This window comes from Citrobacter freundii ATCC 8090 = MTCC 1658 = NBRC 12681 (genome assembly GCF_011064845.1).
Taxonomy (GTDB): domain Bacteria; phylum Pseudomonadota; class Gammaproteobacteria; order Enterobacterales; family Enterobacteriaceae; genus Citrobacter; species Citrobacter freundii.
This window is the reverse complement of record NZ_CP049015.1, coordinates 1-24,235: the sequence shown is the minus strand read 5'-3', so window position 1 is coordinate 24,235 and position 24,235 is coordinate 1. Positions and strand designations below refer to the sequence as shown.

21 protein-coding genes and 1 other annotated feature are annotated in these 24,235 nt (G+C 52.3%); of the genes, 5 read left to right on the top strand and 16 right to left on the bottom strand.

Features of this window, described 5'->3' with window-relative positions; genetic code table 11:
- Window positions 1-5 precede the first annotated feature (5 nt).
- A complete protein-coding gene (gene dsdA / locus G4551_RS00105; protein WP_003840633.1) occupies window positions 6-1,328 on the top strand; it encodes a D-serine ammonia-lyase in 1,323 nt (440 codons plus the stop codon).
- A 2-nt stretch (window positions 1,329-1,330) separates the two neighbouring features.
- Here dsdA and G4551_RS00100 read toward each other — a convergent pair whose 3' ends face one another.
- From G4551_RS00100 to G4551_RS00080, 5 genes are all read right to left on the bottom strand, one after another.
- Window positions 1,331-2,443, bottom strand: coding sequence for an anaerobic sulfatase maturase (locus tag G4551_RS00100; protein ID WP_157787175.1), 1,113 nt, complete (start codon window positions 2,441-2,443; stop codon window positions 1,331-1,333).
- Entirely contained in the window at window positions 2,440-2,802 is a 363-nt protein-coding gene (locus tag G4551_RS00095) for a DUF202 domain-containing protein (protein WP_003840628.1), read from the bottom strand. Before G4551_RS00095 ends, G4551_RS00100 begins: the two co-directional genes overlap by 4 nt.
- Entirely contained in the window at window positions 2,792-3,139 is a 348-nt protein-coding gene (locus G4551_RS00090) for a YidH family protein (protein WP_003840625.1), read from the bottom strand. Before G4551_RS00090 ends, G4551_RS00095 begins: the two co-directional genes overlap by 11 nt.
- Window positions 3,140-3,237: 98 nt before the next feature.
- A complete protein-coding gene (locus G4551_RS00085) occupies window positions 3,238-4,731 on the bottom strand; it encodes a sulfatase-like hydrolase/transferase (RefSeq protein WP_003840622.1) in 1,494 nt (497 codons plus the stop codon).
- Window positions 4,728-6,443: a solute:sodium symporter family transporter gene (locus G4551_RS00080; protein WP_003840621.1), complete on the bottom strand. Its 1,716-nt coding sequence runs from the start codon at window positions 6,441-6,443 to the stop codon at window positions 4,728-4,730. The genes G4551_RS00085 and G4551_RS00080 overlap by 4 nt, the downstream gene beginning before the upstream one ends.
- 167 nt (window positions 6,444-6,610) lie before the next feature.
- Between G4551_RS00080 and G4551_RS00075 the strand changes: the two genes are divergently transcribed.
- Window positions 6,611-7,504 (top strand): AraC family transcriptional regulator, encoded by an 894-nt coding sequence (locus G4551_RS00075; protein WP_032941110.1) that lies wholly within the window; start codon window positions 6,611-6,613, stop codon window positions 7,502-7,504.
- On the opposite strand, the gene G4551_RS00070 is transcribed toward G4551_RS00075, so the two are convergent.
- Together G4551_RS00070 and G4551_RS00065 are read right to left on the bottom strand one after the other, a co-directional pair.
- On the bottom strand, window positions 7,501-8,823 hold the full coding sequence (locus G4551_RS00070) for a 6-phospho-alpha-glucosidase (RefSeq protein ID WP_003840616.1): 1,323 nt from the start codon (window positions 8,821-8,823) through the stop codon (window positions 7,501-7,503). The genes G4551_RS00075 and G4551_RS00070 overlap by 4 nt on opposite strands.
- Entirely contained in the window at window positions 8,820-10,439 is a 1,620-nt protein-coding gene (locus G4551_RS00065; protein ID WP_003840614.1) for an alpha-glucoside-specific PTS transporter subunit IIBC, read from the bottom strand. The genes G4551_RS00070 and G4551_RS00065 overlap by 4 nt, the downstream gene beginning before the upstream one ends.
- Window positions 10,440-10,663: 224 nt before the next feature.
- Between G4551_RS00065 and G4551_RS00060 the strand changes: the two genes are divergently transcribed.
- Entirely contained in the window at window positions 10,664-11,380 is a 717-nt protein-coding gene (locus G4551_RS00060; protein ID WP_003840612.1) for a GntR family transcriptional regulator, read from the top strand.
- A gap of 2 nt (window positions 11,381-11,382) precedes the next feature.
- On the opposite strand, the gene G4551_RS00055 is transcribed toward G4551_RS00060, so the two are convergent.
- The 3 genes from G4551_RS00055 to ibpA form a co-directional block, all read right to left on the bottom strand.
- Window positions 11,383-13,044 (bottom strand): putative transporter, encoded by a 1,662-nt coding sequence (locus G4551_RS00055; RefSeq protein WP_003840611.1) that lies wholly within the window; start codon window positions 13,042-13,044, stop codon window positions 11,383-11,385.
- Window positions 13,045-13,168: 124 nt separating this feature from the next.
- Window positions 13,169-13,597 (bottom strand): small heat shock chaperone IbpB, encoded by a 429-nt coding sequence (gene ibpB, locus G4551_RS00050; protein ID WP_003840609.1) that lies wholly within the window; start codon window positions 13,595-13,597, stop codon window positions 13,169-13,171.
- A gap of 92 nt (window positions 13,598-13,689) precedes the next feature.
- Window positions 13,690-14,103: a small heat shock chaperone IbpA gene (gene ibpA / locus G4551_RS00045; RefSeq protein ID WP_003023882.1), complete on the bottom strand. Its 414-nt coding sequence runs from the start codon at window positions 14,101-14,103 to the stop codon at window positions 13,690-13,692.
- Window positions 14,097-14,169: a sequence feature (ROSE (Repression Of Heat Shock gene Expression) occurs in the 5'-region of heat shock genes and acts as an RNA thermometer to modulate expression.), on the bottom strand. It overlaps the preceding gene by 7 nt.
- 238 nt (window positions 14,170-14,407) lie before the next feature.
- Here ibpA and G4551_RS00040 point away from each other — a divergent pair.
- On the top strand, window positions 14,408-14,740 hold the full coding sequence (locus tag G4551_RS00040) for a YceK/YidQ family lipoprotein (RefSeq protein ID WP_003840607.1): 333 nt from the start codon (window positions 14,408-14,410) through the stop codon (window positions 14,738-14,740).
- A gap of 1 nt (window position 14,741) precedes the next feature.
- Here the strand turns inward: G4551_RS00040 and G4551_RS00035 are convergent, their stop codons facing one another.
- Window positions 14,742-15,968, bottom strand: coding sequence for a DUF3748 domain-containing protein (locus G4551_RS00035; RefSeq protein ID WP_003840605.1), 1,227 nt, complete (start codon window positions 15,966-15,968; stop codon window positions 14,742-14,744).
- A 100-nt stretch (window positions 15,969-16,068) separates the two neighbouring features.
- On the opposite strand from G4551_RS00035, the gene cbrA reads away from it, so the two are divergent.
- A complete protein-coding gene (cbrA, locus tag G4551_RS00030) occupies window positions 16,069-17,169 on the top strand; it encodes a colicin M resistance lipid reductase CbrA (RefSeq protein ID WP_003840603.1) in 1,101 nt (366 codons plus the stop codon).
- Window positions 17,170-17,191: 22 nt separating this feature from the next.
- Here the strand turns inward: cbrA and yidA are convergent, their stop codons facing one another.
- The 5 genes from yidA to dnaA all read right to left on the bottom strand — a co-directional run bounded on the left by yidA (window position 17,192) and on the right by dnaA (window position 24,235).
- Window positions 17,192-18,004, bottom strand: coding sequence for a sugar-phosphatase (yidA, locus tag G4551_RS00025; protein WP_003840602.1), 813 nt, complete (start codon window positions 18,002-18,004; stop codon window positions 17,192-17,194).
- Window positions 18,005-18,210: 206 nt separating this feature from the next.
- Window positions 18,211-20,625, bottom strand: coding sequence for a DNA topoisomerase (ATP-hydrolyzing) subunit B (gyrB, locus tag G4551_RS00020; protein WP_003840598.1), 2,415 nt, complete (start codon window positions 20,623-20,625; stop codon window positions 18,211-18,213).
- A gap of 28 nt (window positions 20,626-20,653) precedes the next feature.
- Window positions 20,654-21,727, bottom strand: a complete 1,074-nt coding sequence (recF, locus tag G4551_RS00015) for a DNA replication/repair protein RecF (protein WP_003023865.1) — start codon at window positions 21,725-21,727, stop codon at window positions 20,654-20,656.
- Window positions 21,727-22,827, bottom strand: a complete 1,101-nt coding sequence (gene dnaN, locus G4551_RS00010; RefSeq protein WP_003023863.1) for a DNA polymerase III subunit beta — start codon at window positions 22,825-22,827, stop codon at window positions 21,727-21,729. The genes recF and dnaN overlap by 1 nt, the downstream gene beginning before the upstream one ends.
- A 4-nt stretch (window positions 22,828-22,831) precedes the next feature.
- Window positions 22,832-24,235 carry a chromosomal replication initiator protein DnaA gene (gene dnaA, locus G4551_RS00005; RefSeq protein WP_003023861.1) on the bottom strand — a complete coding sequence of 468 codons (1,404 nt, stop codon included), beginning with the start codon at window positions 24,233-24,235 and terminating at the stop codon, window positions 22,832-22,834.

The window sequence follows — 24,235 nt, the reverse complement described above, 5'->3', positions numbered from 1 at the left end:
TGACTATGGAAAACATTCAAACACTTATCGCCCAGCATCCTTTAGTGGAAGATCTGGTGGCTCTGAAAGAGACAACCTGGTTTAACCCTGGCACCACCTCTCTTGCGGAAGGTTTACCGTATGTTGGCCTGACAGCACACGACGTTGAGGACGCCCACGCGCGTCTGACGCGCTTCGCACCGTATCTGGCGCAGGCCTTCCCGGAAACTGCCGCCACTGGGGGCATTATCGAATCTGAGCTGGCCGCAATCCCTGCCATGCAAAAACGGTTGGAAAAAGAGTTCGGGCAGCACATTAACGGCGAACTCCTGCTGAAGAAAGACAGTCACTTGCCGATTTCAGGCTCGATTAAAGCCCGCGGTGGCATTTATGAAGTACTGACCCATGCGGAAAAACTGGCGCTGGAAGCCGGTCTGCTGACCACCAAAGACGATTACCGCGTTCTGCTTTCGCCTGAATTTAAACAGTTCTTCAGCCAGTACAGCATCGCGGTTGGCTCCACCGGCAACCTCGGCATGTCGATTGGTATCATGAGCGCCCGGATCGGCTTTAACGTTACGGTGCATATGTCTGCAGACGCCCGCGCGTGGAAAAAAGCCAAGCTGCGCAGCCACGGCGTGACGGTGGTGGAGTACGAAGAAGATTATGGCGTGGCGGTTGAACAAGGTCGTAAGGCGGCAGAGTCCGATCCGAACTGCTTCTTTATCGATGATGAAAATTCCCGCACGCTGTTCTTAGGCTATGCGGTCGCCGGTCAGCGTCTGAAAGCGCAGTTTGCCCAGCAGGGGCGCGTGGTGGATGCCGATCATCCTCTGTTTGTCTACCTGCCTTGCGGCGTCGGTGGCGGCCCTGGCGGCGTGGCGTTTGGCCTTAAGCTGGCGTTTGGCGATAATGTGCACTGCTTCTTCGCTGAACCGACTCATTCACCGTGCATGCTGCTGGGGATTTACACCGGGCTACACGATACCCTTTCTGTGCAGGATATCGGCATCGATAACCTGACGGCGGCGGATGGGCTGGCGGTCGGTCGCGCCTCGGGCTTTGTCGGCCGGGCGATGGAACGTCTGCTCGACGGTCTGTACACCCTGGACGATCAGACAATGTACGACATGCTGGGCTGGCTGGCGCAGGAAGAAGGGATTCGTCTTGAACCATCGGCGCTGGCGGGCATGGCTGGCCCTCAGCACGTTTGCGCCTCTACGGATTACCAGCAGATGCATGGCTTCAACGCGGATCAGCTCAATAACGCCACCCATCTGGTGTGGGCAACCGGCGGCGGCATGGTGCCGGAAACCGAGATGGCGCAATACCTGGCGAAAGGGCGCTAATCTCAGCGCAGCATCGCCATCAGCTCCGCGGGTGAGCGATGCTGCTTAATGAGATCGCGCATAACTCGCATATGCGGCGCGGTATGATTGAAAAAAGCGCTGTATCCACCGCAAATCGCACTCTTTCCATTTCTGCCACGGTGCTTAGGACAGTCGCCGTGGCAAAAACGCAGCAATGAACACGCCTGACATTCCGCGCTCAGCGTGGTTCTCTTGGACTGACCAAATTCCCCTGCCCGAGGGCTGGCATTGAGCTCACCCAGCGATGTGTGATGAATATTACCCAAGCGATAATCAGGGTAAACATAGTGATCGCACTGATACAAATCGCCATTCGCTTCCAGGGCAAAAGCATGCCCACAGGTAGAGCTTAGCGAACACATCTGCGCCGGATGCCCGCACCATACCCCGAGGGTTGAATCGAATAACTGGACGAATACGCGGCCAATATCTTCTCTGACCCAGATATCAAAGACGGAATTCAGAAAGGTTCCCCATGCCTGCGGCGGGACCGAGTCGGCGGTAAGCTCGCCTTTTTCATCATATTCAACCAGCGGAATGAACTGCAAAAACGGCGTGCCGCACTGGCGAAGGTAACGATACATTTGTCCGGGCTGCTGGCTGTTCAGGCGGTTAATCACCACCAACAGATTGAACTCCACCTGATACTCACGAAGTCTGGCAATGGCCTCCACCACCTTATGGTGCGTCGGTTTTCCGCTGCGGTTAACGCGATAAGCATCATGCAACTCGGCCGGGCCATCCAGGGAAATCCCAACCAGCCAGCCGTTATCGCGTAAAAACTGACACCATTCGTCATTGAGCAAAATTCCGTTGGTCTGGAAAGCGTTATGGATTTGCTTCCCTTCCCCGTACTGTTTTTGCAACGCCACTACGCGGTGAAAAAAGTCGATCCCACAAAGAGTCGGCTCACCGCCCTGCCAAGCGAACATCACTTCGGACCCCGGCTGCGCGGCGATATGCTGACGAATAAACGTCTCTAAGGTAGCGTCATCCATTGTGGGTTGAGTGGGTTTCTCAATGTAAAAACAGTAGCGACAATCGAGGTTACAACGAGAGCTGGCCGGCTTGGCCATGACCTGACATCCTGTCATGCTAAATTCCCGATAAATGCCATAAGTTGGCGGACATGCGCTACAGCAAACAGTATTGCGAGGGATAACACCGCGAGGGAGATCATAAATTTGTCACGCACCGCATGAGATTCAGAAAAATCGCTATGACTGACATCCATCAGGTTGCGGCTACGGGTATAACGCCAGAGAACGATTGCCACCAGCGCCAGCACTACAATTGAAACCCAAAACAGGAACCCCGTCTGATGCCAGTTGTGCTTTAGCGCCAGCGCCATTAACGCGCCATAGCCCAACAACGTGCGAAACCAGGCCAGCGAGGTACGTTCCGGTTGTAACCCTGGATCGGCGATCCGTCGCGATTTACGGCTATCCGGCATACAGTACCAGTCCCATGACAATCACCGCGACGATCATCAAAATCAGGCTGATGATTAACAGGCTATGGGTGTACGGCAAGTCCTCTTTCAGACGCATTGCCTTTTCATTGCGCAGCCAGCGCAGGTAACCATAAATCGCCAGGCCACCGGCAAACAGGCACAACAACAGCGCCAGCAGTTCACGAATTACCGGCGTGGCAAAATCCGGGGCCAGTTGGTCAAGACCCACACCCGCCGCCAGAAACCCCAGCGAGGTGCGGATCCACGCCAGAAAAGTACGTTCATTTGCCAACGAGAAGCGGTAATCCGGCGCTTCACCAAGGCGGGAAATCTTCATCCAAACTCCTCTGGTTGTCATTGCCGGATGGTGGCTCGCGCCTTATCCGGCCTACAAGTAAGTGCAAATAAGGATATTTGCGCCAACTGGCATTGTAGTCAGAACTTCTGCTTTTTCTCTTCCACTTTTACGCCCCGGGTCGGTAAACCGGTGTCGTAATCGCGTACTACCGGAGAATAGCCGTCTTCAGGGCGCGGGCGAAAAGCGCCCATCCAGCGCGGTGCGGCATCAGGTCGCCACGGACGCAAACTCCATTGATAAGTGCGGAACGGATCGCGGATTTTATCCATGTAGTCCAGCAGCGCGTCGTGCATCTGGCAACGAACGTCGGCCAATTGTGGCGAATCAATCAGATTGTGTAGCTCATCAGGATCGTTACGCCTGTCGTAAAGCTCATCGCTGGTAAACAGATTTAATACCAGTTTCCAGTCGTCCGTCACCCAGCAGCGTACCGGAATAAATCCGCCAAAACTGTCATGTTCAATCTCATAACGGTTGAACTCCACCATCACACCGCGCGGCTTTTCAACGGCAAGAATGTTTTCACCCGGCAGGATTTGCGGCTTCTCAATACCCGCCAGCGCCATCATCGTCGGCAGCAGATCGATATGGCTGACCGGCGTGTCTACCTGCATAGACTCTCCCTGCGGCGGGCGCATAATCAGTGGAATTCGTGTGATATCGTCATACATCGCGGCCCCTTTACTGATGAGCTTATGCGCCCCCATCATCTCACCATGATCGGAGGTATAAATGACCCAGGTATTCTCTCGCTGTTGCGGCGTTAAGGCATTGATCACCCTACCTATCTGATCATCAACAAAGTCGTTGCAGGCAAAATAGAGCGGATGGTGATAGTGCCCGTCATCGCCAACCGGGGATGGCATGGCTTGCGACCATAGACGATGGTGCTCGGGCTTATCATGCAAAGCATCGTGGGCTTTCGCACCGAGATCGTAATAAAAATCCTGATATTTCTGCAAATACTCGACCGGACAGGTAAACGGATGGTGCGGCTCATCATAGGAAACAACCATCAGGAACGGTTCCTCGGCACGCGCAGGCTGATGGAGGAAATCGACCGCCCGGTTACTGATGCGGTGCGCCCAGGTAAAGGTTTCATCGATATTGTTGGCTAACAGATCCTCCACGCTATTGAGCCCGTTACGCCACAAACTGATCTCTGCGTCAGTCAGTTCCGCGAGGTAATTGGCTCCGTCATACCAGTAATCAACATCCCACTCGGGCGGACATTCGCCGGTCCCAAAGTAGTCATGCCCATCGAGATGCCACTTGCCGATATAACAGGTGTGGTAGCCCGCATCTTTAAAGTAGCGCCCCATAGTGGAGATGTTTTTCCCCGGCGCGACGTTATTGGTCCACGGCCCGGACTGGTTGGCATAAATCCCGGTAAACAGCCCCGCGCGAGCCGGCGTACACACTGGTGAACAGGTATAGGCCGAGTTAAAGCGAATACCTTCCGCTGCCAGACTATCAATATTATTGGTGTTCAGCGGCTTACCGCTGTAGCAGCCGACCATATTGGTCGCCTGGGTATCGGTCATAATGAACAGAAAATTGGGCCGGGTCATGCTTCATCCTTAGCGTCAGGGACACATTGTGCAGTCGCGTTACGCCGCGTCTGCCAACTGCTGTACATCAAATACATCATCACTGCCGCCGTAGTTGAGTAGCAGAGAATGGTCAGCCATTGCGTGTTGTACCCGCCGAACTGTGCGAGCCCGGCATAGACGCCGATCATCGCAGTCAGGATACCGACAGAGGCAAGTTTGGCGTTTTTCCACGGTTTCATATCTACCGCGAAAGCATCATGGAATTTAAACGGCGTGGCACGCGGCTTGATAACACCGATAACCAGCATGACCACCACGTTGATGCAGAAGGTACAGGCCAGTACGTAAAGGAAGTGAAAGTCGAATTTCACCAAATAGTTGATGGTGATGTAGCTGACAATACCGAGTCCCATGGCGACTTTTGCTGCCAGCGCGGGAATGCGCGGGAAAAAGAATCCCATAATGATGATGGTCACCAGCGGCACGTTATAAATACCGTTGAGCTGTTTCATCCAGCTGTAGAGCCCTTCTGGCGCATTAGCGATCCAAGGCGCTACCAGCACGGAAATTACCGCGATAAAAAAACCAAATTTACGACCAACGCGAACCAGCTGTTCCGGTTGTGCATGTTGATTAATAATTCGCCGGTATATGCCCATACTAAATAAGGTACTGGCGCTGTTTAAAAATCCATTGAACGTACTGATTACCGCGCCGAATAAAACCGCGCCGAAAAACCCCACTAAAGGAACTGGCAGCACGTTATTCACCAGTGTCGGATAGGCCATATCCGCCTTTGGCAGATCCTGGTACAGATGAAAAGCAATTAAGCCCGGTAATACCAGTACCAGCGGATCGAGCATTTTCAATACCGCTGTGAGCAATGCCCCTTTCTGCCCTTCAGCGAGGCTTTTGGAGGCCAGCGTACGCTGCACGATGCCCTGATTGGTACACCAGTAGAAAGTATTCACCAGAATCAAACCGGTAAAGGCCGCACCAATCGGCAGCGGATCGTTCGCTCCGCCGATTGAGTTTAATTTCTCCGCATGCACGGTGGTGAGTTGCTCGATACCTTGTAAAAAGCTGCCTTTGCCCATCGCAATCAAGCCAAACACGGGTACCATCAGTCCGCCAATCACCAGGCCAATACCATTGATGGAGTCAGCCACCGCCATTGCGCGCAAGCCGCCGATCACCGCATAAATAATTCCGGCAATGCCCAGCAAAATAACCAGTAACCAGATTGCGGCACCCTGAGAAATATTGAGTGATTCACCGATGTGAAAAAGACTGTTCAGCGCCAGCGCCCCTGAATAAAGCACAATCGGCAGGAAGCAGACGCCAGTGGCAATAAGAAAGCAAAAGTCGATAATAATCCGTGTTGTTTTATCGTAGCGTTCTTCAAGAAAATCCGGGATCGTAGCGATACCACGTTGCAGATAGCGAGGCAGAAAGATCAGCGCCAGAAAGATAAGCGTCACCGCAGAGGTAACTTCCCAGCCCATGACCGACATTCCGCTTTTGTAAGCCTGACCAGACAGACCAACCAACTGCTCGGTCGAAAGGTTAGTTAACATCAGTGACGCCGCAATCACTGGTGCTTTCAAGGAACGCCCGGCAAGAAAATACCCTTGTTGCGATCCGGTATCCGTCTTGCGTACCTTCCACCAGGTGATTACCGCCACCAGCAGCGTAAAGCCCACAAAGCTTAAAATTTGTAGCGTATTCATCTCATAGCCCTTTTTTTCATTATGTCCCGGTAGCTGTAGGGTGTAACAGGAGGTATTGCGCACCGGGTCAGGCAGTCAGATTTCATAAAATAAAAACGTCATATCCCTGAACGGATTTTTTCTGTTAAGTTCAGGTTGTGGGCATAATTCTCCGGCGGGAAATTAAAATGAATGGAAAGATGCAAAGTTCGCATGTAAAAAACGAAACTACGTACAATATTCCCCTGTTGATTAACGAAAATGTGATCTCAAGCGGAATTTCATTGATCTCGCTGTGGCACACCTATGCCGACGAACATTACCGGGTTATTTGGCCGCGCGATAAGAAAAAGCCACTGATAGCTAATTCATGGGTTGCTGTCTATACCGTCCAGGGTTGTGGAAAAATCCTGCTAAAAGGTGGCGAACACATTACTCTCACCGGAAACTGTATAATCTTTTTAAAACCAACCGATATACAGTCTTATCATTGCGAAGGGTTGGTATGGGAACAATACTGGATGGAGTTCACGCCAACCAGCGTAATGGATATTCCGCTACGCCAACAAAGCATTATTTATAATGGTGATATTTATAATCAGGAGCTGGCTGAAGTTTCACAATTAATTACTTCCTCAGACTCAATGATAAATAATCTGGCCGTCGCCTTTCTCACAAAAATAATTTATCAATGGATTTGTCTTATTTACGCTGAAGGTAAAAAAGACCCACAACGGATGCAAATTGAAAAACTGATTGCCACTCTGCATGCCAGCCTGCAAAAACGCTGGAGCGTAGCGGATATGGCAGCCACCATTCCCTGTAGCGAAGCCTGGCTACGTCGTCTTTTTTTACGTTATACCGGCAAAACGCCGAAGGAATATTATCTGGATGCCCGGCTGGAACTGGCGCTGTCACTGCTAAAACAGGAGGGAAATACGGTCGGACAGGTGGCGGATATGCTTAACTTCTTTGACTCGTTTCATTTCAGCAAAGCGTTTAAACACAAGTTTGGCTATGCACCGTCGGCGGTATTGAAACATGCGGACCGGCACCCAAAGGATGCCGGTCAACAGGATTAGTGCAATTCTGGCCAGTACGCTTTGTTGGCCTCGATCAAATCATCAAGAATCGCTTTTGCCACAGATGCGCTCGGTACGGTTTTCGACAAGGTGATAGCCTGCCACAAACGCTGATAAGAACTGTGCTCCCAGGCATCAACCACCAACTTCTCAACCGCTACCTGCTGGCTCATCAGCCCTTTCTGGAACTGAGGTATATCACCCACCGTCAACGGTTCCGGGCCGTTATGCCCTACCAGGCATGGGATCTCGACCATCGCTTCATCATCAAAGTTATGAATGGCCCCGTTGTTCGGCACAATCAGCAACATTCTTTCCTGAGTATTAAAGGCAATAGCCGCCGCCAGATCGACAATGTAAGAAGCATGTTCGTCAATCTCCAGCTCACCAGCGGCAGAATTGCCCGCCTCAATGATTGCGCGGCAGGAACCGAACACCTGTTTTTCACGGTGGTCCATCACCTCATTGGCGCGCGTGCGCTGCGGATCAGAGTGCTGCACCACGTAATCCGGGAATAAATAGTATTTCAGATATGTATTCGGCATGGTATCTGGATCCAGCGCCTGTACATCTTTTGCCTTCGCAAAGGTATCGTTCCAGCTTGCTTCTGTGTGCGGGTCGTTTGACGGAGGAACATAACCATACTGCGCCACATATTCGCGCAGCTTCGGCATCAGATCGTTACCCTGCAGATCTTCAATCGATGTCCACCAGCCGAAGTGGTTCAGTCCATAGTAACGCACACGCATCTGTTTGCGGTCTTTAAGGCCAACGATCTGTGCCATCCGCCCTTCAATACCGATAGGCATATCGCAAATATTGAGGATTTTCGCATTTGGACGCAGCCGACGCGTGGCTTCAGCAACAATTGCCGCCGGATTGGAATAGTTAAGCATCCAGGCGTTTGGTGAATATTTTTCCATATAATCCACCAGTTCCAGCACGCCGCCAATAGAACGCATTCCGTAGGCAATCCCACCCGGCCCGCAAGTTTCCTGACCTAACACCCCGTGACGTAATGGGATTTTTTCATCTTGTTCGCGCATTGGGTATTTACCCACTCGGATATGCGCCATCACGAAATCGACATCGGTAAATGCTGCTTTAGGATCGGTGGTGTAACTAAACTCAATTTCCGGTGCCTGTTCTTTGAGGATGATTTTACATGCCTCAGCAATCACTTCCTGGCGAGCGCCATCGTTGTCATAAAATTTCAGCGCACGAAGCGGGAAACGGTCCTGATTTGCCAGCAACATCAGCACGATACCCGGCGTAAAGGTACTACCGCCACCTGCGATAACCACTGAGAATTTTTTCATGATACTGCCTCCGTCATGGGGATCTGTTCGTTTGATAAAGAAGATTTCATTAGCGTTTCGAGCTGCTCGCGTACCTGAGGAACGTGCAAACCAACAATGACCTGAATACCGTTGCCGCGGCGCACAACACCGTGCGCGCCCAACGCTTTGAAGACGTCATCGCTTTGAGTTTGCGCCATGTCGTGAAGCGCAATACGCAGGCGAGTAGCGCAGTTATTAATACTCTCGATATTGCTTGCGCCGCCTAACGCCTGTAGAAAACCCGCAGCCTGACCCAGTTTGGTCTCCGGCGATGCGGCGGTGGTTTTCCCACGAGCAGTTTTGTAATCAGCTTTGGTATAGAGTTTGATTTCGCTGTCTTCTCGCCCTGGCGTTTTCAGGTTGAAGCGCAGGATCAGGGCGCGGAAGATGGCGAAATAGAGCACGGTAAAGGCCAGACCAATCGCTATCTGGGTGAACATCATTCCGGCATGGTTGTGGAACATTGGGATCCAGTTTTGCGGTAAGAACTGATCAAGCAGACCGCCGCCCATGTTGCCTACCACGCCGCAGAGATACATTACCGTCGCCATGGAAGCCGCCAGCACGGCATGTACAGCAAACAATAAGGGAGAGATAAACAGGAAGGTAAACTCCAGCGGTTCGGTAATCCCAACCAGCACAGCCGTTAGCGTAGCGGGGATCAATAGTCCCGCCACCTTCACCCGGTTTTCCGGGGAGGCGGTGAAGTAGAGCGCCAGAGCAATGCCCAATGAACCAAAGATTTTCGAGTTGCCGTGCAGGGCAAACCCACCTTCAGGGAACAGCGTTTTCAACGACTCAGTACTTTGGCTGAATTCCTGCAAATGTTGCGCCCAATAGACCTGAATGCCGCCTTCCACCGCGGCAGGGCCGAAAATAAATGGCCCATAGACGAAGTGATGCAGCCCGGTCGGAATTAAAATACGCTCCAGGAAGGTATACACCCATACCCCCAGCGCACCTGCAGAACGCAGAAAAGCTTGCAGAGATTCAATCCCCATTTGCACCTTTGGCCAACCCAGCAGCGTCAGCCAGGCGCAGGGAATCATCACCAGGAAGGCAATGATCACCACAAACGATGTCCCCTGAAAAATACCGAGAAATACTGGCAAGGGTTTATCGAAATAACGGTTATGTAGAGCAGTAACAATACCGGAAATGACAATTGCGCCGATGATGCTGGTATCAAGCGTTTTAATTCCAGCCATCATCGTTAAACCACTACCAGCAGTCGGGTCTGCGCTAAAATCCACGCCGAAGAAATGTCCCCATGTCATACCCATGGCATTGATGAAGTAATTCCACGTCAGGAAACTGACCAATACCGCCAGACAAGCGCGGCCCTGAGCCTGTTTTGCCAGACCAATAGGCAGGCCAACGGCGAAAATCAGCGGCATATTACGAAATACCGTCCAGCCACCTTCTTCGATGATATGAACGATTTGGGCGAACAAACTGTTGGGATCGGTAAGCGCTTCGCCCACAAAGAGCGGGTTGCGCAACATAATAGCGATACCCACGACGATACCAGCAAAGGGAAACAGCAGCACCGGGGTGAACATCGCGCCGCCAAAGCGTTGTATTTGACTGAGCATTTTCACATCCTCATAGAACAACCAGTAGGGAGAGAGGCCTTTTTTTTCGTCATTGCTGGCCTGATACGAGAATAGAAAGTTGCGATCCTCCGGACATGGTATGCCGCTACGATTCGTGATCGCTTTCATGGTTTTAATTTCGACAATGAGGTCTACTTTTCACGTAAAAGTTAGACATCAAAAGGTCTATGGTGCGGTGATTAAAAGAAAAAAGAGGTCTGGTAGTGATCTACAAATCAATTGCGGAACGACTACGAATTCGCCTGAATTCTTCTGATTACAACATCGGTAGCCCGCTACCTGGCGAAAAAAAGCTTGCCGAAGAGTTTGCGGTGTCACGAATGACGATCCGTAAAGCAATTGATATGTTAATTGGCTGGGGATTGGTCGTACGCCGTCATGGGAGTGGAACTTATGTAGCACGCAAAGATGTCCATCATGAAACCACCAATCTAACCGGACTGGCGGAAGTGCTGAAGAGACAGGGAAAAGAAGTCACCAGTGAGGTACTGATTTTTGAAGTAATGCCCGCACCACCGGCAATTGCCAGTCAGCTGCGTATCCAGATTAATGAACGTATCCACTTCTCACGCCGTGTTCGCTATGTGGATGGCAAACCGCTGATGCTTGAAGACAGCTACATGCCGGTAAAATTATTCCGTAATCTGTCACTGGCACATCTGGAAGGGTCAAAATTCGATTACATTGAGAAAGAGTGCGGGATAACAATCAGCGGCAACTATGAAAGTCTGACCCCCGTTCTTGCCGATAAGCAGCTCTCCGCACAGATGAACGTACCTGAACAGACGCCGTTATTACGCATTACCTCGTTGTCATACAGTGATAGCGGGGAATTTCTAAATTATTCAGTCATGTTCAGAAACGCCAGCGAATACCAGGTGGACTACCACTTACGGCGTGTCCACCCGGACCCGTCCTGACGCTAACCCATTCCCCAGAAGATCACCGCCAACAGTTGCGGGGTGATAATCCTCAGGAACATGACCAGCGGATAAACGGTGGCGTAGGAGAGCGCTGCCGCCCCGCTGGTGGCATGCAGGTTGTTAGCAAACGCCAGCGCAGGAGGATCGGTCATTGAGCCGGCCAGCATGCCGCACAGCGTCAGATAGTTCATTTTGGCGAATATCCGCGCCAGCAAGCCCACGGTAATGAGCGGAATCGCGGTAATGAAAATACCGTAGCCCACCCAGCTCAGACCATCGCCCTGCGTCAGGGTATGAACAAAATCACCGCCTGACTTCAGACCAACCACCGCGAGAAACAGTACGATACCCAACTCTCGCAGCGCCAGGTTAGCGCTGGGAGGCATAAACCAGTACAGCTTACCGATGCTGCCAATACGTCCAAGAATCAAAGCCATAATAAGCGGCCCACCGGCCAGCCCCAGCTTTAACGCCACCGGGAAACCCGGGATAAACAGCGGGATTGACCCCAGCAGAACACCCAGTCCGATACCGATAAATACCGGTAGCATCTGCACCTGCTGCAGTTTTTGCTGCGCGTTACCAACAACATTGGCAACGGCGTCAATCGACGAAGGGCGCCCAACCAGATTGAGGATGTCCCCGAATTGCAGGCTGGCGTCGCTGCTGGCTACCAGCTCAACCCCCGCACGGTTCAGGCGGGAGATCACCACGTCGTAACGTTCTTTAAAGTGCAGATCGCGGATACGTTTACCCAGCACTTGTTCGTTGGTCACCACCACGCGCTCAACGCGTAAATCAGTCCCGCGTGTCGACAACGATGTGTCCACCTCCTGACCAATCACCACCTGCGCGTTGTGCAGATCAGCTGGCTGCCCGACCAGGTGTAACAGGTCGCCCATCTGGATAACTGTCCCTGGCGACGGCACCATCAATGTCTCGTCACGTTTCAGACGCGAGCAGATGATTTTGTCGCTGTTCAGAATCGGGACATCCTGAATTGCCATATTGTTGATGTTTGGGTTTTCCACACGGATGTTCATCGTCTGAATCAGTGCGTGTCCGTTGGTTAGCGTGGATTCATGCTGCTGGGCTTCAGCATCGACGTTAACGCGGAAAATAAGGCGCATCAGCCACATGGTGAGTAAAATTCCGCAAATGCCGAAAGGATAAGCCATGGCATAGCTCATCCCCATCTGGTCTACCACATCGCCAGGCGTACCCAGATCGCGCAGAATTTGCTGCCCGGCTCCCAACGCCGGGGTATTGGTGACCGCCCCGGAGAATATACCCAGTACCACGGGAAGAGGAATGGCAAAAAGCTTATGCAGAATCGCGGTGACCAGGCCACCCATGATGACAATCAGCACGGCAAACAGATTCAGCCGCAGGCCCGAAACGCGCAATGACGCAAAAAAGCCCGGTCCGACCTGGATACCGATGGTGTAGACGAACAGGATCAGGCCAAATTCCTGAATGAAATGCAGCATGTCGCCGCTCAGGGTCATCCCTGCCTGATCGACAAAATGCCCGACAATAATACCGCCGAACAGCACGCCTCCGATGCCAAAACCCACACCACGTATTTTTATGTTGCCGATCCATAATCCGACAACTGCCACTAATGCCAGAACGCTGACCGTCAATGCTATATCACTCATTATCCTGTTCCCTGTGAATAACATCATTAAGTAAATGGATTCTCGCAGAGTACAGTCGCAATGTATGGGTGGTAAAGCACAAAAAAGCCCCGTCATTTCTGGCGGGGCAAAGGCATGGAGCTATTTAACTATTTAATGCGGGACGTTCGCTGATAGCGATACGTTGTGGAGCAATGGCTTCAGGTTCATTCCGGGTCAAATCGATATGCAGCAAGCCGTTAGTGAAGCTTGCGCCGGAGACCTCCATATTTTCAGCCAGCGTAAAGCTCAGGCTGAACGGCTGAATGACCAGCCCCTGGTGCAACCATTTGGTCTCTTTTTCCGGCTGCTGCGGCGTACCTTTCACGGTCAGGCGCGTACCTTCCAGTTGAATATCCAAATCTTCCTGGCGGAAACCGGCTAACGCAAGGGTAATGCGGTAGTGGTTATCATCGCTCTTTTCGATGTTATAAGGCGGGAAGCTCTGGCTTTCACCGGTGTTTTGCAAAGCATTGGCCAGTTTGTCAAAACCGATCCATTGACGCAGCAGTGGGGATAAATCGTAGTTACGCATAATAATCTCCTTCTAAGAAGCGAGTAGGTACCTTTCGGCTCCCTGACGGCAAGCCGATGACTTAGCAAGGCCGCCTGAAGCGGCCTATAGAATTAGTTGATTTCGATGCGGCGCGGCTTATTCGCTTCAGGAATCACGCGCTCAAGATCGATATACAGCAGACCATTTACCAGGTTTGCGCCGCGAACATGAATGTTCTCCGCTAACTGGAACTTACGCTCGAAGTTGCGCTCGGCAATTCCCTGATACAGGTAAGTACGTTCTTTTTGATCGTCCGCATGGGCGCCTTTCACCACCAGCAGATTATCCTGGGCAGTAATTTCCAGTTCGCTTTCAGCAAAACCGGCAACGGCAATTGCAATGCGGTAATGGTTTTCGTCTACCAGCTCAACGTTGTACGGAGGGTAGCCGCCATTGCTTTGGCCCTGATTGTTTTCCAGCAGGTTAAACAGACGGTCAAAACCAATAGCAGAACGGTACAGCGGGGATAAATCAAAGTTACGCATAATTAATAGCTCCTGAAATCAGCGAGAATAATTGACCTTCCATCATGGACAGGTCAGGTAGCCAGGACACCCATCAGGCATGCCCTTCATTTGTCTACACTCTAAAAATGGGTCTTAATACAAACTTTTCAAGCGTATTCATCTGACTTTTTTTGCAGTTTGTTGTCTATTGCATACACTGGGGGGAGCAGTTGTTCTCGTTAAATCGCGATGGCCGCCACAGTGCGACGAAATGGTGATGTTATTTTCGCAACGGATCGCTTTAACTCACCATGCAAACACGATAAATACAGATGAATAAATGATGATTAAAAAAATGTTGGTAACACTGACGATGTGTAGTGGGATAGCGTTTGTAAGCGGCTGTTCCAGCATCATGTCGCATACCGGTGGCAAAGAAGGGACGTATCCTGGCACGCGAGCCAGTGCCACAATGATTAGCGAAAGTGATACGAACTGGGGAACCAAGTCGCTGGCGATTCTGGATATGCCTTTCACCGCGGTGCTCGATACGGTATTGCTACCGTGGGATCTCTTTCGCAAAGACAACTCGGTGAGATCCCGCGTAGAAAAGAGCGAGGAGAGAACCCAGGCCACGAACGCTGTTATTCCCCCGGCAGAAATGTCCGCGCCATAAGTTAACGCCCGGTTTCAGTCACCCACAGCTGGCGGAAACCCTCGACGTCTTCCATCCACGCAACCTGTCGACCATCAGGGGAGAAGACGATCGCATCGGCCGACGGCGGGTTACCATGACGTTCCGTTAAAAAAACAATCTCGCCCGTTTGAACATCACAACAAGCAATTCTGTTCTCCAGTACAAATCCCAGCCATTTCCCCGATGGGTGCCAGTTAAAGGCTGACTGAATATTCGTAGCGCATTGGGTAAGCTGACGCGGTGCTCCCCCCTGTGGGGAAATCAGCCATAGCTGCACAATACCGCTGTCATCACGCATTAAAAACGCAATCTCAGACGCCTTTGGATTACTGCGTACCCAATGGCGAGGTTGATTCACCAGCCCCGGGAAGGCGCGCTCATGGGTAAACGTCAGGCGACGTTGGCAAATACCGGATGGCGGCGCAGGCATGGTCATGTCAGTCCCCTCCAGAGGCGCGTCCCCCGGCTGTTTCCAGCCACTTTCATCCAGTGGCAAATCGACAATAAACAATTCCGGTACTTTTTCGCCATTCACTGACAACGTATCGCCGATAAACGCCAGCCTGTTTTCTCCTACCCAGCCCTCTTCATAGGCACGGTTAATCTCATCGCTACCCGGTTTTGGCGTTGGTGTCGTCTGGCTCACCAGCACGCACCAATGGCTGCCACTGTATTCACGCGGATGCTGCGCGGAGACCTTCACCGGCCCATACGGTGCAGCCACGCCGACGTTGCGTAAATCCAGCGCCGCCGAGCGCTCATGCAAAACATGGTCGTTATAGGTGAAACTGACAAACTCACCATTTGGGCTAAAGACATGCACATGACTCCCGCCACGCAGCGCGCCTGGCGTGTACGGCGCGGTAATATCCATCGCATCCAGATTCTCCACCCCAGCCTGCGTAACAATCACCCCACGACGATGATGGAAGTCGTAATGCCATGTTTCATCAGGATTTTCAGGCCCGTGAATGAATACATATTTTTCCGACTTTGGATGAACGGTCACCACGCCAACGTGCGCTCCCTGAGTAGCCCGGTAAATCACCTCCAGTTCGCCAGTATGGATATTGACGCGCTCAATTGTTTCACCGGTAAAGGAGGCGCCAGAAGGACGCACATCAAAGACCAGCCACTGGCTGTCCGGTGTCCAGGTGTTAATATTGGTAAGCTGATGATTACGCGGCGTAAAGGTGATTTGCTTCATGGGATGCCCTGATACAAGACGATTAAAGCAATCATACTTCACAAGCACTTCACTTTCAGGCTTTAGCGTATCGCCATCTTCATTTTTTGCGGACAGAAAGATGGAACATTTTGACGTGGCGATTATCGGATTAGGTCCGGCAGGCGCAGCGCTGGCGCGGCAGTTGAGCGGAAAAATGCGCGTGATTGCGTTGGATAAAAAACGCCAGTGCGGCAACGAAGGTTTCACTAAACCCTGCGGCGGTCTGCTGGCCCCGGACGCCCAGCGTTCGTTTATCCGCGATGGTATAACCTTACCCGTTGATGTCATCGCCAACCCGCAGATTTTTAGCGTTAAAACGGTTGATGTTGCCGCTTCTTTGACGCGTAACTACCAGCGCAGCTACATTAATATCAACCGCCATGCTTTTGATTTATGGCTTAAATCTCTCATCCCTGATGATGTGCAGGTGTACCACGACAGCCTGTGTCGGAAAATCTGGCGCGAGGGCGATAAATGGCATGTTATTTTCCGCGCCGACGGTTGGGAGCAGCAGATCACCGCGCGTTATCTGGTGGGGGCAGACGGTGCGAATTCACTGGTGCGCCGTCATCTCTATCCCCAGCACCAAATCCGTAAATATGTCGCTATTCAACAATGGTTTGCGGAGAAACATCCTGTGCCGTTCTATTCCTGTATTTTTGATAACGATGCAACTGACTGTTATTCATGGAGTATCAGCAAAGATGGCTATTTTATCTTTGGTGGCGCCTACCCCATGAAGGACGGACAGGCACGCTTTGACGCGCTGAAGGAGAAGCTGAAAGCGTTCCATTTCCAGTTCGGCAAACCGGTGAAAAGTGAAAAATGTACGGTTCTGTTCCCCTCACGCTGGAAAGACTTTGTCTGCGGAGAGGACAACGCATTTTTGATTGGTGAAGCGGCCGGTTTTATTAGCGCCAGCTCGCTGGAAGGGATTAGCTATGCGCTGGACAGCGCGGAGATCCTCAAATCGGTACTGCTGCGGGATACGCCAGATATGAATCATGCTTACCGTAAAGCTACCCGTAAAATACGTCTCAAACTGTATGGCAAAATCCTGAAAAGCCGGGCACTCACATCAGCATTTTCCCGTAAATGGATTATGCGCAGCGGCGTGGCGCATATTCCCCAGGGAGACCATTCAGCACCACAAATCATGGCTGAAACAGGGCAAATGTAACAAGGCACTTGCCCATAATTTCTTAATTCAGCGCAAATTTCTCAATGGCATACGCGACGCCATCTTCGAGGTTGGATTTGGTCACGAAGTTGGCGATTTCTTTGACTGATGGAATAGCGTTGTCCATAGCAACGCCCACGCCTGCGTATTCAATCATCGCGATGTCGTTTTCCTGATCGCCTATCGCCATCACCTCTTCGGCTTTAATACCTAACGCATCGGCCAGCGATTTTACGCCCGTCCCTTTATTGACGCGTTTATCGAGGATTTCGAGGAAATACGGCGCACTTTTCAATACGGTGTACTTCTCTTTTACTTCTGCTGGGATGCGCGAGATGGCTTTATCGAGGATCTCCGGTTCATCAATCATCATCACTTTCAGGAACTGGGTTTCTGGATCCATTTTCTCGGCTTCACAGAACACCAGCGGGATGGTCGCGACAAACGATTCGTGCACCGTGTAGTAGCTGATATCACGGTTCGCGGTATACAGCGTGTTGCGATCGAGCGCGTGGAAATGCGAGCCAACTTCCCGGGAGAGCTGCTCCAGGTAGCGATAATCATCATAGCTCAGCGCGGTTTGCGCAACGGTACTGCCATCGCCTGCTTTCTGCACCAGCGCACCGTTGTAGGTAATGCAGTAGTCACCGGGCTGTTCCATATGTAGTTCTTTCAGATAGCTGTGAACGCCGGCATACGGGCGTCCCGTGGTCAGCACCACATTCACGCCACGCGCGCGCGCTGCGGCAATCGCCGTTTTGACCGCAGGTGAAATGGTGTGATCGGGCAGCAGAAGTGTGCCATCCATGTCGATAGCAATAAGTTTGATAGCCATGAGTTCCCCGGATTAAATGAGTCCGTCCTCATGCTAACGCGATTCCGCTCAAAAAACAGCTACGAAAAGGGGGATAGAAAGGGGAATCGAGATTCCCCTTTTGACAATCGATGGTAGGCCGGATAAGGCCTGAGCCGGCAAACGTAGACGAACTGACTGATGGCGCTTCGCTTATCAGGCCTACAGGAGCAGGCCTGAGGTACATGTTAGATATCGATGTTCGCCGCTTTCAGAGCGTTCTCTTCGATAAACGCGCGACGCGGTTCAACGGCATCACCCATCAGCGTGGTGAACAGCTGGTCGGCAGCAATCGCATCCTTCACGGTAACGCGCAGCATACGACGGCTTTCCGGATCCATGGTGGTTTCCCACAGCTGTTCCGGGTTCATCTCGCCCAGACCTTTATAACGCTGGATAGCGAGGCCGCGACGTGACTCTTTCTGCAGCCATTCCAGCGCCTGCTCGAAGCTGGCAACCGGCTGGCGACGCTCGCCACGTTCGATAAACGCATCGTCCTCGATCAGTCCACGCAGCTTCTCGCCGAGCGCACAAATACGACGATATTCGCCACCGGTCACAAATTCATGCTCCAGCGGATAATCGGTATCAACGCCGTGGGTACGCACGCGGATCACCGGCTCGAACAGGTTCAGTTCAGCGTCTTTACGCACAAAGCTGTTCCAGGTGCTGCCGTGAACTTCGTTTTCATTCAGTACGTTAACCAGCTGGGACACCCAGGCAGTGACTTTCGCTTCATCAGCCAGATCGGCTTCAGCCAGCGTCGGCTGATAAACCAGTTCTTTCAGCAGCGCTTTCGGGAAACGACGTTCCATACGGCCAATCATTTTCTGCGTCGCGTTGTATTCAGAAACCAGTTTTTCTAATGCTTCACCCGCCAGGGCTGGTGCGCTGGCGTTGGTGTGCAGCGTGGCGCCATCAAGGGCGATAGAGATCTGGTACTGATCCATCGCTTCATCGTCTTTGATGTACTGTTCCTGCTTGCCTTTCTTCACTTTGTACAGCGGCGGCTGTGCAATGTAAACGTGGCCGCGCTCAACGATTTCCGGCATCTGACGATAGAAGAAGGTCAACAGCAGCGTACGGATGTGCGAGCCGTCGACGTCCGCATCGGTCATGATGATGATGCTGTGATAACGCAGTTTGTCCGGGTTGTACTCGTCGCGACCGATGCCGCAGCCCAGCGCGGTGATCAGCGTCGCCACTTCCTGAGAAGAGAGCATCTTGTCGAAACGCGCCTTCTCAACGTTAAGAATTTTACCCTTCAGCGGCAGAATCGCCTGGTTCTTACGGTTACGTCCCTGCTTCGCAGAGCCGCCCGCTGAGTCCCCTTCCACCAGGTACAGTTCAGAGTGAGCCGGGTCGCGTTCCTGACAGTCCGCCAGTTTGCCCGGCAGACCCGCTAAGTCCAGCGCGCCTTTACGACGGGTCATTTCACGCGCGCGACGTGCAGCTTCACGAGCACGCGCAGCATCAATGATTTTGCCGACAACGATTTTCGCGTCAGATGGGTTTTCCAGCAGGTATTCGCTCAGCAGTTCGTTCATCTGCTGTTCTACCGCCGATTTCACCTCAGAGGAGACCAGCTTGTCTTTGGTCTGTGAGGAGAACTTCGGATCCGGTACTTTCACGGAAACAACGGCAATCAGGCCTTCACGGGCATCGTCACCGGTAGCGCTGACTTTCGCTTTTTTGCTGTAGCCTTCTTTGTCCATATAGGCGTTCAGGGTACGGGTCATCGCCGCACGGAAGCCTGCAAGGTGAGTACCGCCGTCACGCTGCGGAATGTTGTTGGTGAAGCAGTAGATGTTTTCCTGGAAACCATCGTTCCACTGCAGCGCAACTTCAACGCCGATACCGTCTTTTTCAGTGGAGAAGTAGAAGATATTCGGGTGGATCGGCGTTTTGTTTTTGTTGAGGTATTCAACAAACGCCTTGATGCCGCCTTCGTAGTGGAAATGATCTTCTTTGCCGTCGCGCTTGTCGCGCAGACGAATAGAGACGCCGGAGTTCAGGAATGACAGCTCACGCAGACGCTTCGCCAGAATATCGTATTCGAACTCAACGACGTTGGTAAAGGTTTCGTGGCTTGGCCAGAAACGGACCTGAGTACCCGTCAATTCTGTTTCGCCGGTTACCGCCAGCGGCGCCTGCGGCACACCGTGCACGTAAGTTTGCTGATGCACTTTGCCTTCACGACGAATCACCAGCTCCAGTTTCTGCGACAGGGCGTTAACGACGGAAACACCTACGCCGTGCAGACCACCGGAAACTTTATAGGAGTTATCATCAAATTTACCGCCTGCGTGCAAAACGGTCATGATAACTTCAGCTGCCGAAACGCCCTCTTCCGGGTGAATACCGGTTGGGATACCACGGCCATCATCGGTAACGGACACGGAGTTGTCAGCGTGAATCGTTACCACGATATCTTTACAGTGACCCGCGAGCGCTTCGTCGATAGCGTTATCTACCACCTCGAATACCATGTGGTGCAGACCGGTGCCGTCATCCGTGTCGCCGATATACATACCCGGGCGCTTACGCACCGCATCCAGTCCTTTCAGGACTTTGATACTGGAGGAGTCATAAGAATTCGACATCAACGTTTCTCGCTCATTTTATCTTGGGTTAATCCGTTATTTTACCCTTTTCCACGGTAAACATCTTCGAATTTTCATCGGACATGTCTATAACGTGTTCAGCGCTTATTGCGCTGACAAAGACCTGAGATTGCGTGGCTTTTAAGCGGCTGGCCAGCAGTCCGCGACGCGCGTCATCCAGTTCAGAGGCAAAATCATCTATCAGGTACAGGCAGCGCCGCCCGCTTTCACGGGTAAGGAACTCCCCTTGCGCCAGACGTAAGGCGCACATCAGCAGCTTTAGCTGCCCACGCGACAACGTATCTTCCACCGGCGCACCGTCGGCGCGAATGCGGAAATCCGCCTTATGCGGACCGTGCGCGGTGTAGGTCAACATGCGATCGCGTTCAAAACTACGTTCCAGCACTTCAGCGTAATCTGTCTCTTTCTCCCAGCCGCGCTGGAAAGAGAAGGAGAGAGAAAACTCGGGAAGAAACTGCTGGCAGGTATCCGCCATATCCTGCGCGATACCAGCGCTGTACTCCGCGCGCCAGGTGCTGATTTGTTCCGCCAGTGGGATCAGTTCTTTATCCCACGGGCGCAGTTGCTCATAACGACTCACCTGGCGCAGCGCTGCATTGCGCTGCTTGAGCAGTCGCTTCAGGTTGCTCCAGGCGGTGAAAAATCCGGCTTCATTGTGAAAGCATCCCCAGTCAAGGAATGCTCTTCTGTATTTGGGGCCGCCATTGAGTAAAGTAAACCCCTCAGGCGTGATCAACTGCATCGGCATCAGGTGCGCCAGTTCCGCGACCTTGTGCCCGTCAGTGCCGTCAATGCGCACTTTGCTGTCACCCAGTTTGTCTTTCGTCAGGCCAATCGACGTCTCACGTTCTTCACCCTGCAAACGCCCGTGTAAAACAAACGACTCCTGCTCGTGGCGAATCACGCGGCCAATCTGCAAACTGCGAAACGCCCGACCATGGCCGAGCGTATAGATGGCTTCCAGCACGCTGGTTTTGCCGCTGCCGTTAGCGCCTACCAGAAAGTTAAAGCCGGGAGATAAAGCGAGATCCGCATTTTCGATATTGCGAAAATCGCGGATCAACAGGCGGGTCAGCGACATTACAGTCTCATTGGCATAACAACGTAAGCCGCGCTCTGGCTGGCTGCATCTTCAATTTGTACACTGGAGACGGAATCGGTCAGCAGAATACGCACGTTTTCGCACTTCAGCGCGTTCAGAACGTCCAGTACGTAGCTAACGTTAAAGCCGATTTCCAGTTCAGTACCAGGATAGGAAACATCCAGAATTTCTTCTGCTTCTTCCTGCTCCGGGTTGTTGGCAGTGATTTTGAGCTGGTTTTCGCTGACATACAGACGCACGCCACGGAATTTCTCGTTGGAGAGAATCGCCGCACGCGCAAACGCCTGTTTGAGGATATCGCAACCGGCTTCCAGATGTTTGTCCGGATTCTTCGGCAATACGCGGCGATAATCCGGGAAACGACCGTCAACCAGCTTGGAAGTAAAGATGAAGTCACCAACGTGCGCACGAATATTGTTGCTGCCAATCTGCACGCGCAGCGGGTTATCGCCGCCGTCGAGCATACGCATCAGTTCAATCACACCTTTACGCGGTACGATCACCGAATGGCTAGGCAACGGCTGACCGACAGGCATTGAACAGACCGCCAGGCGGTGACCGTCGGTCGCCACGGTACGCAACTCTTCCCCTTCGGTTTCAAACAGCATGCCGTTTAAGTAGTAACGCACGTCCTGATGCGCCATCGAAAACTGCGTGGCTTCAATCAGGCGCTTCATTGTCGCCTGTGGCAGGGTGAATTCGACTTCGCTCTGCCAGTCGTCCAGATTCGGGAAGTCGGCGGCAGGCAGCGTAGACAGCGAGAAACGGCTGCGGCCAGAACGCACCAGCATACGGTCGCCTTCCAGTTGAACGGCAATTTCCGCCCCTTCTGGTAATCCACGGCAAATATCGAAGAATTTACGCGCCGGAACGGTGGTCGCACCAGGTTCATGAGGCTGGATCAGCGCCACGCGCGCCACCATCTCCATTTCGAGATCGGTACCGGTAAGCGAAAGGGTGCCGTCAGCAACCTGCAGCAGCAGGTTTCCGAGGATCGGCAGTGTAGGACGTCCACCCAGCGGGCCGCTGACCTGCTGAAGCGGTTTTAATAAATGTTCACGTTCAACGGTAAATTTCATAGCGTCACGAAGATAATGTTCTGATTAAATTGGAGAAATCTTCTTTAATATCATGGCTTTCTTCACGCAACTGCTCAATCTTGCGGCAGGCATGAAGCACGGTAGTATGGTCACGCCCACCAAACGCGTCGCCAATTTCCGGCAGACTGTGGTTAGTGAGCTCTTTTGCCAGCGCCATCGCCATCTGGCGCGGACGAGCTACCGAGCGAGATCGACGCTTAGAAAGCAGATCCGCAATTTTGATTTTGTAATACTCCGCCACCGTCTTCTGGATATTGTCGATGGTGACCAGCTTTTCCTGCAAAGCCAGCAGATCGCGCAGCGCTTCACGCACGAAATCGATAGTAATCGCCCGGCCGGTAAAATTGGCGTTGGCGATCACGCGGTTCAGTGCGCCTTCCAGCTCACGTACGTTAGAGCGTAGACGCTTGGCAATAAAGAACGCTACTTCACCCGGCAGACGAATGTCGTTTTCGTCGGCTTTTTTCATCAGGATCGCAACACGCGTTTCCAGTTCGGGCGGTTCGATCGCGACAGTCAGTCCCCAGCCAAAACGGGATTTCAGACGATCTTCAACGCCGTTGATCTCCTTCGGATAGCGATCCGAGGTCAGGATGATCTGCTGATTACCTTCCAGCAGGGCATTAAAGGTGTGGAAAAACTCTTCCTGCGATCGCTCTTTATTCGCGAAGAATTGGATATCGTCAATCAGCAGCGCGTCAACGGAACGGTAGTAGCGTTTAAACTCTTCGATCGCATTGTTTTGCAGGGCTTTGACCATGTCCTGCACAAAACGCTCGGAGTGCATATACACCACTTTGGCGTTTGGCTTACGCGCCATAATGCCGTTACCGACAGCGTGCAGCAGGTGAGTTTTACCCAGGCCCGTACCGCCATAAAGGAATAACGGATTGTAGGCGCCGCCAGGATTGTCCGCCACCTGACGTGCCGCCGCGCGCGCCAGTTGGTTAGATTTACCTTCAACGAAGTTATCAAACGTGTGTTTGACGTTGACGTTAGAACGATAGGTAGGTTCTGCCGGAGCCGGGACGTTATCCCAGCCTGGACGCGCCGCCGGAGCAGCACGTTGTGGTTGCACTTGCTGAGTCACGTGGGCGGGCGCAACAACGTTGTTGACCGGCGTTTTCAGCGTTTGCGTGACGGGTTTAGTACCGACTTCAAAGCGCAGCTGTGGGGCATCCGCTCCACAGAAATTATTGAGTAATCCATTAATATTATTAAGGTATTTATCCCTTACCCAATCGAGCACGAAACGGTTTGGCGCGTACAAAGCCAGCGTGTTATCGCTCAGTTCCGCCTGCAACGGGCGTATCCACATACTGAACTCTGTGGCTGGTAACTCATCCTGCAATCGGGCAAGACACTGCTGCCAAAGCGAAAGTGACAC

What these genes read in the sequence shown, in the direction of transcription:
- G4551_RS00040 (WP_003840607.1), top strand. Translation starts at nt 14,408, where the DNA reads ATGATTAAAAAAATGTTGGTAACACTGACGATGTGTAGTGGGATAGCG.
- gyrB (WP_003840598.1), bottom strand. Translation starts at nt 20,625, where the DNA reads ATGTCGAATTCTTATGACTCCTCCAGTATCAAAGTCCTGAAAGGACTG.
- G4551_RS00080 (WP_003840621.1), bottom strand. Translation starts at nt 6,443, where the DNA reads ATGAATACGCTACAAATTTTAAGCTTTGTGGGCTTTACGCTGCTGGTG.
- G4551_RS00055 (WP_003840611.1), bottom strand. Translation starts at nt 13,044, where the DNA reads ATGAGTGATATAGCATTGACGGTCAGCGTTCTGGCATTAGTGGCAGTT.
- dnaN (WP_003023863.1), bottom strand. Translation starts at nt 22,827, where the DNA reads ATGAAATTTACCGTTGAACGTGAACATTTATTAAAACCGCTTCAGCAG.
- yidA (WP_003840602.1), bottom strand. Translation starts at nt 18,004, where the DNA reads ATGGCTATCAAACTTATTGCTATCGACATGGATGGCACACTTCTGCTG.
- G4551_RS00075 (WP_032941110.1), top strand. Translation starts at nt 6,611, where the DNA reads ATGAATGGAAAGATGCAAAGTTCGCATGTAAAAAACGAAACTACGTAC.
- G4551_RS00100 (WP_157787175.1), bottom strand. Translation starts at nt 2,443, where the DNA reads ATGACAGGATGTCAGGTCATGGCCAAGCCGGCCAGCTCTCGTTGTAAC.
- cbrA (WP_003840603.1), top strand. Translation starts at nt 16,069, where the DNA reads ATGGAACATTTTGACGTGGCGATTATCGGATTAGGTCCGGCAGGCGCA.
- dsdA (WP_003840633.1), top strand. Translation starts at nt 6, where the DNA reads ATGGAAAACATTCAAACACTTATCGCCCAGCATCCTTTAGTGGAAGAT.
- G4551_RS00070 (WP_003840616.1), bottom strand. Translation starts at nt 8,823, where the DNA reads ATGAAAAAATTCTCAGTGGTTATCGCAGGTGGCGGTAGTACCTTTACG.
- G4551_RS00095 (WP_003840628.1), bottom strand. Translation starts at nt 2,802, where the DNA reads ATGCCGGATAGCCGTAAATCGCGACGGATCGCCGATCCAGGGTTACAA.
- G4551_RS00090 (WP_003840625.1), bottom strand. Translation starts at nt 3,139, where the DNA reads ATGAAGATTTCCCGCCTTGGTGAAGCGCCGGATTACCGCTTCTCGTTG.
- ibpB (WP_003840609.1), bottom strand. Translation starts at nt 13,597, where the DNA reads ATGCGTAACTACGATTTATCCCCACTGCTGCGTCAATGGATCGGTTTT.
- recF (WP_003023865.1), bottom strand. Translation starts at nt 21,727, where the DNA reads ATGTCGCTGACCCGCCTGTTGATCCGCGATTTTCGCAATATCGAAAAT.
- G4551_RS00065 (WP_003840614.1), bottom strand. Translation starts at nt 10,439, where the DNA reads ATGCTCAGTCAAATACAACGCTTTGGCGGCGCGATGTTCACCCCGGTG.
- G4551_RS00085 (WP_003840622.1), bottom strand. Translation starts at nt 4,731, where the DNA reads ATGACCCGGCCCAATTTTCTGTTCATTATGACCGATACCCAGGCGACC.
- ibpA (WP_003023882.1), bottom strand. Translation starts at nt 14,103, where the DNA reads ATGCGTAACTTTGATTTATCCCCGCTGTACCGTTCTGCTATTGGTTTT.
- G4551_RS00035 (WP_003840605.1), bottom strand. Translation starts at nt 15,968, where the DNA reads ATGAAGCAAATCACCTTTACGCCGCGTAATCATCAGCTTACCAATATT.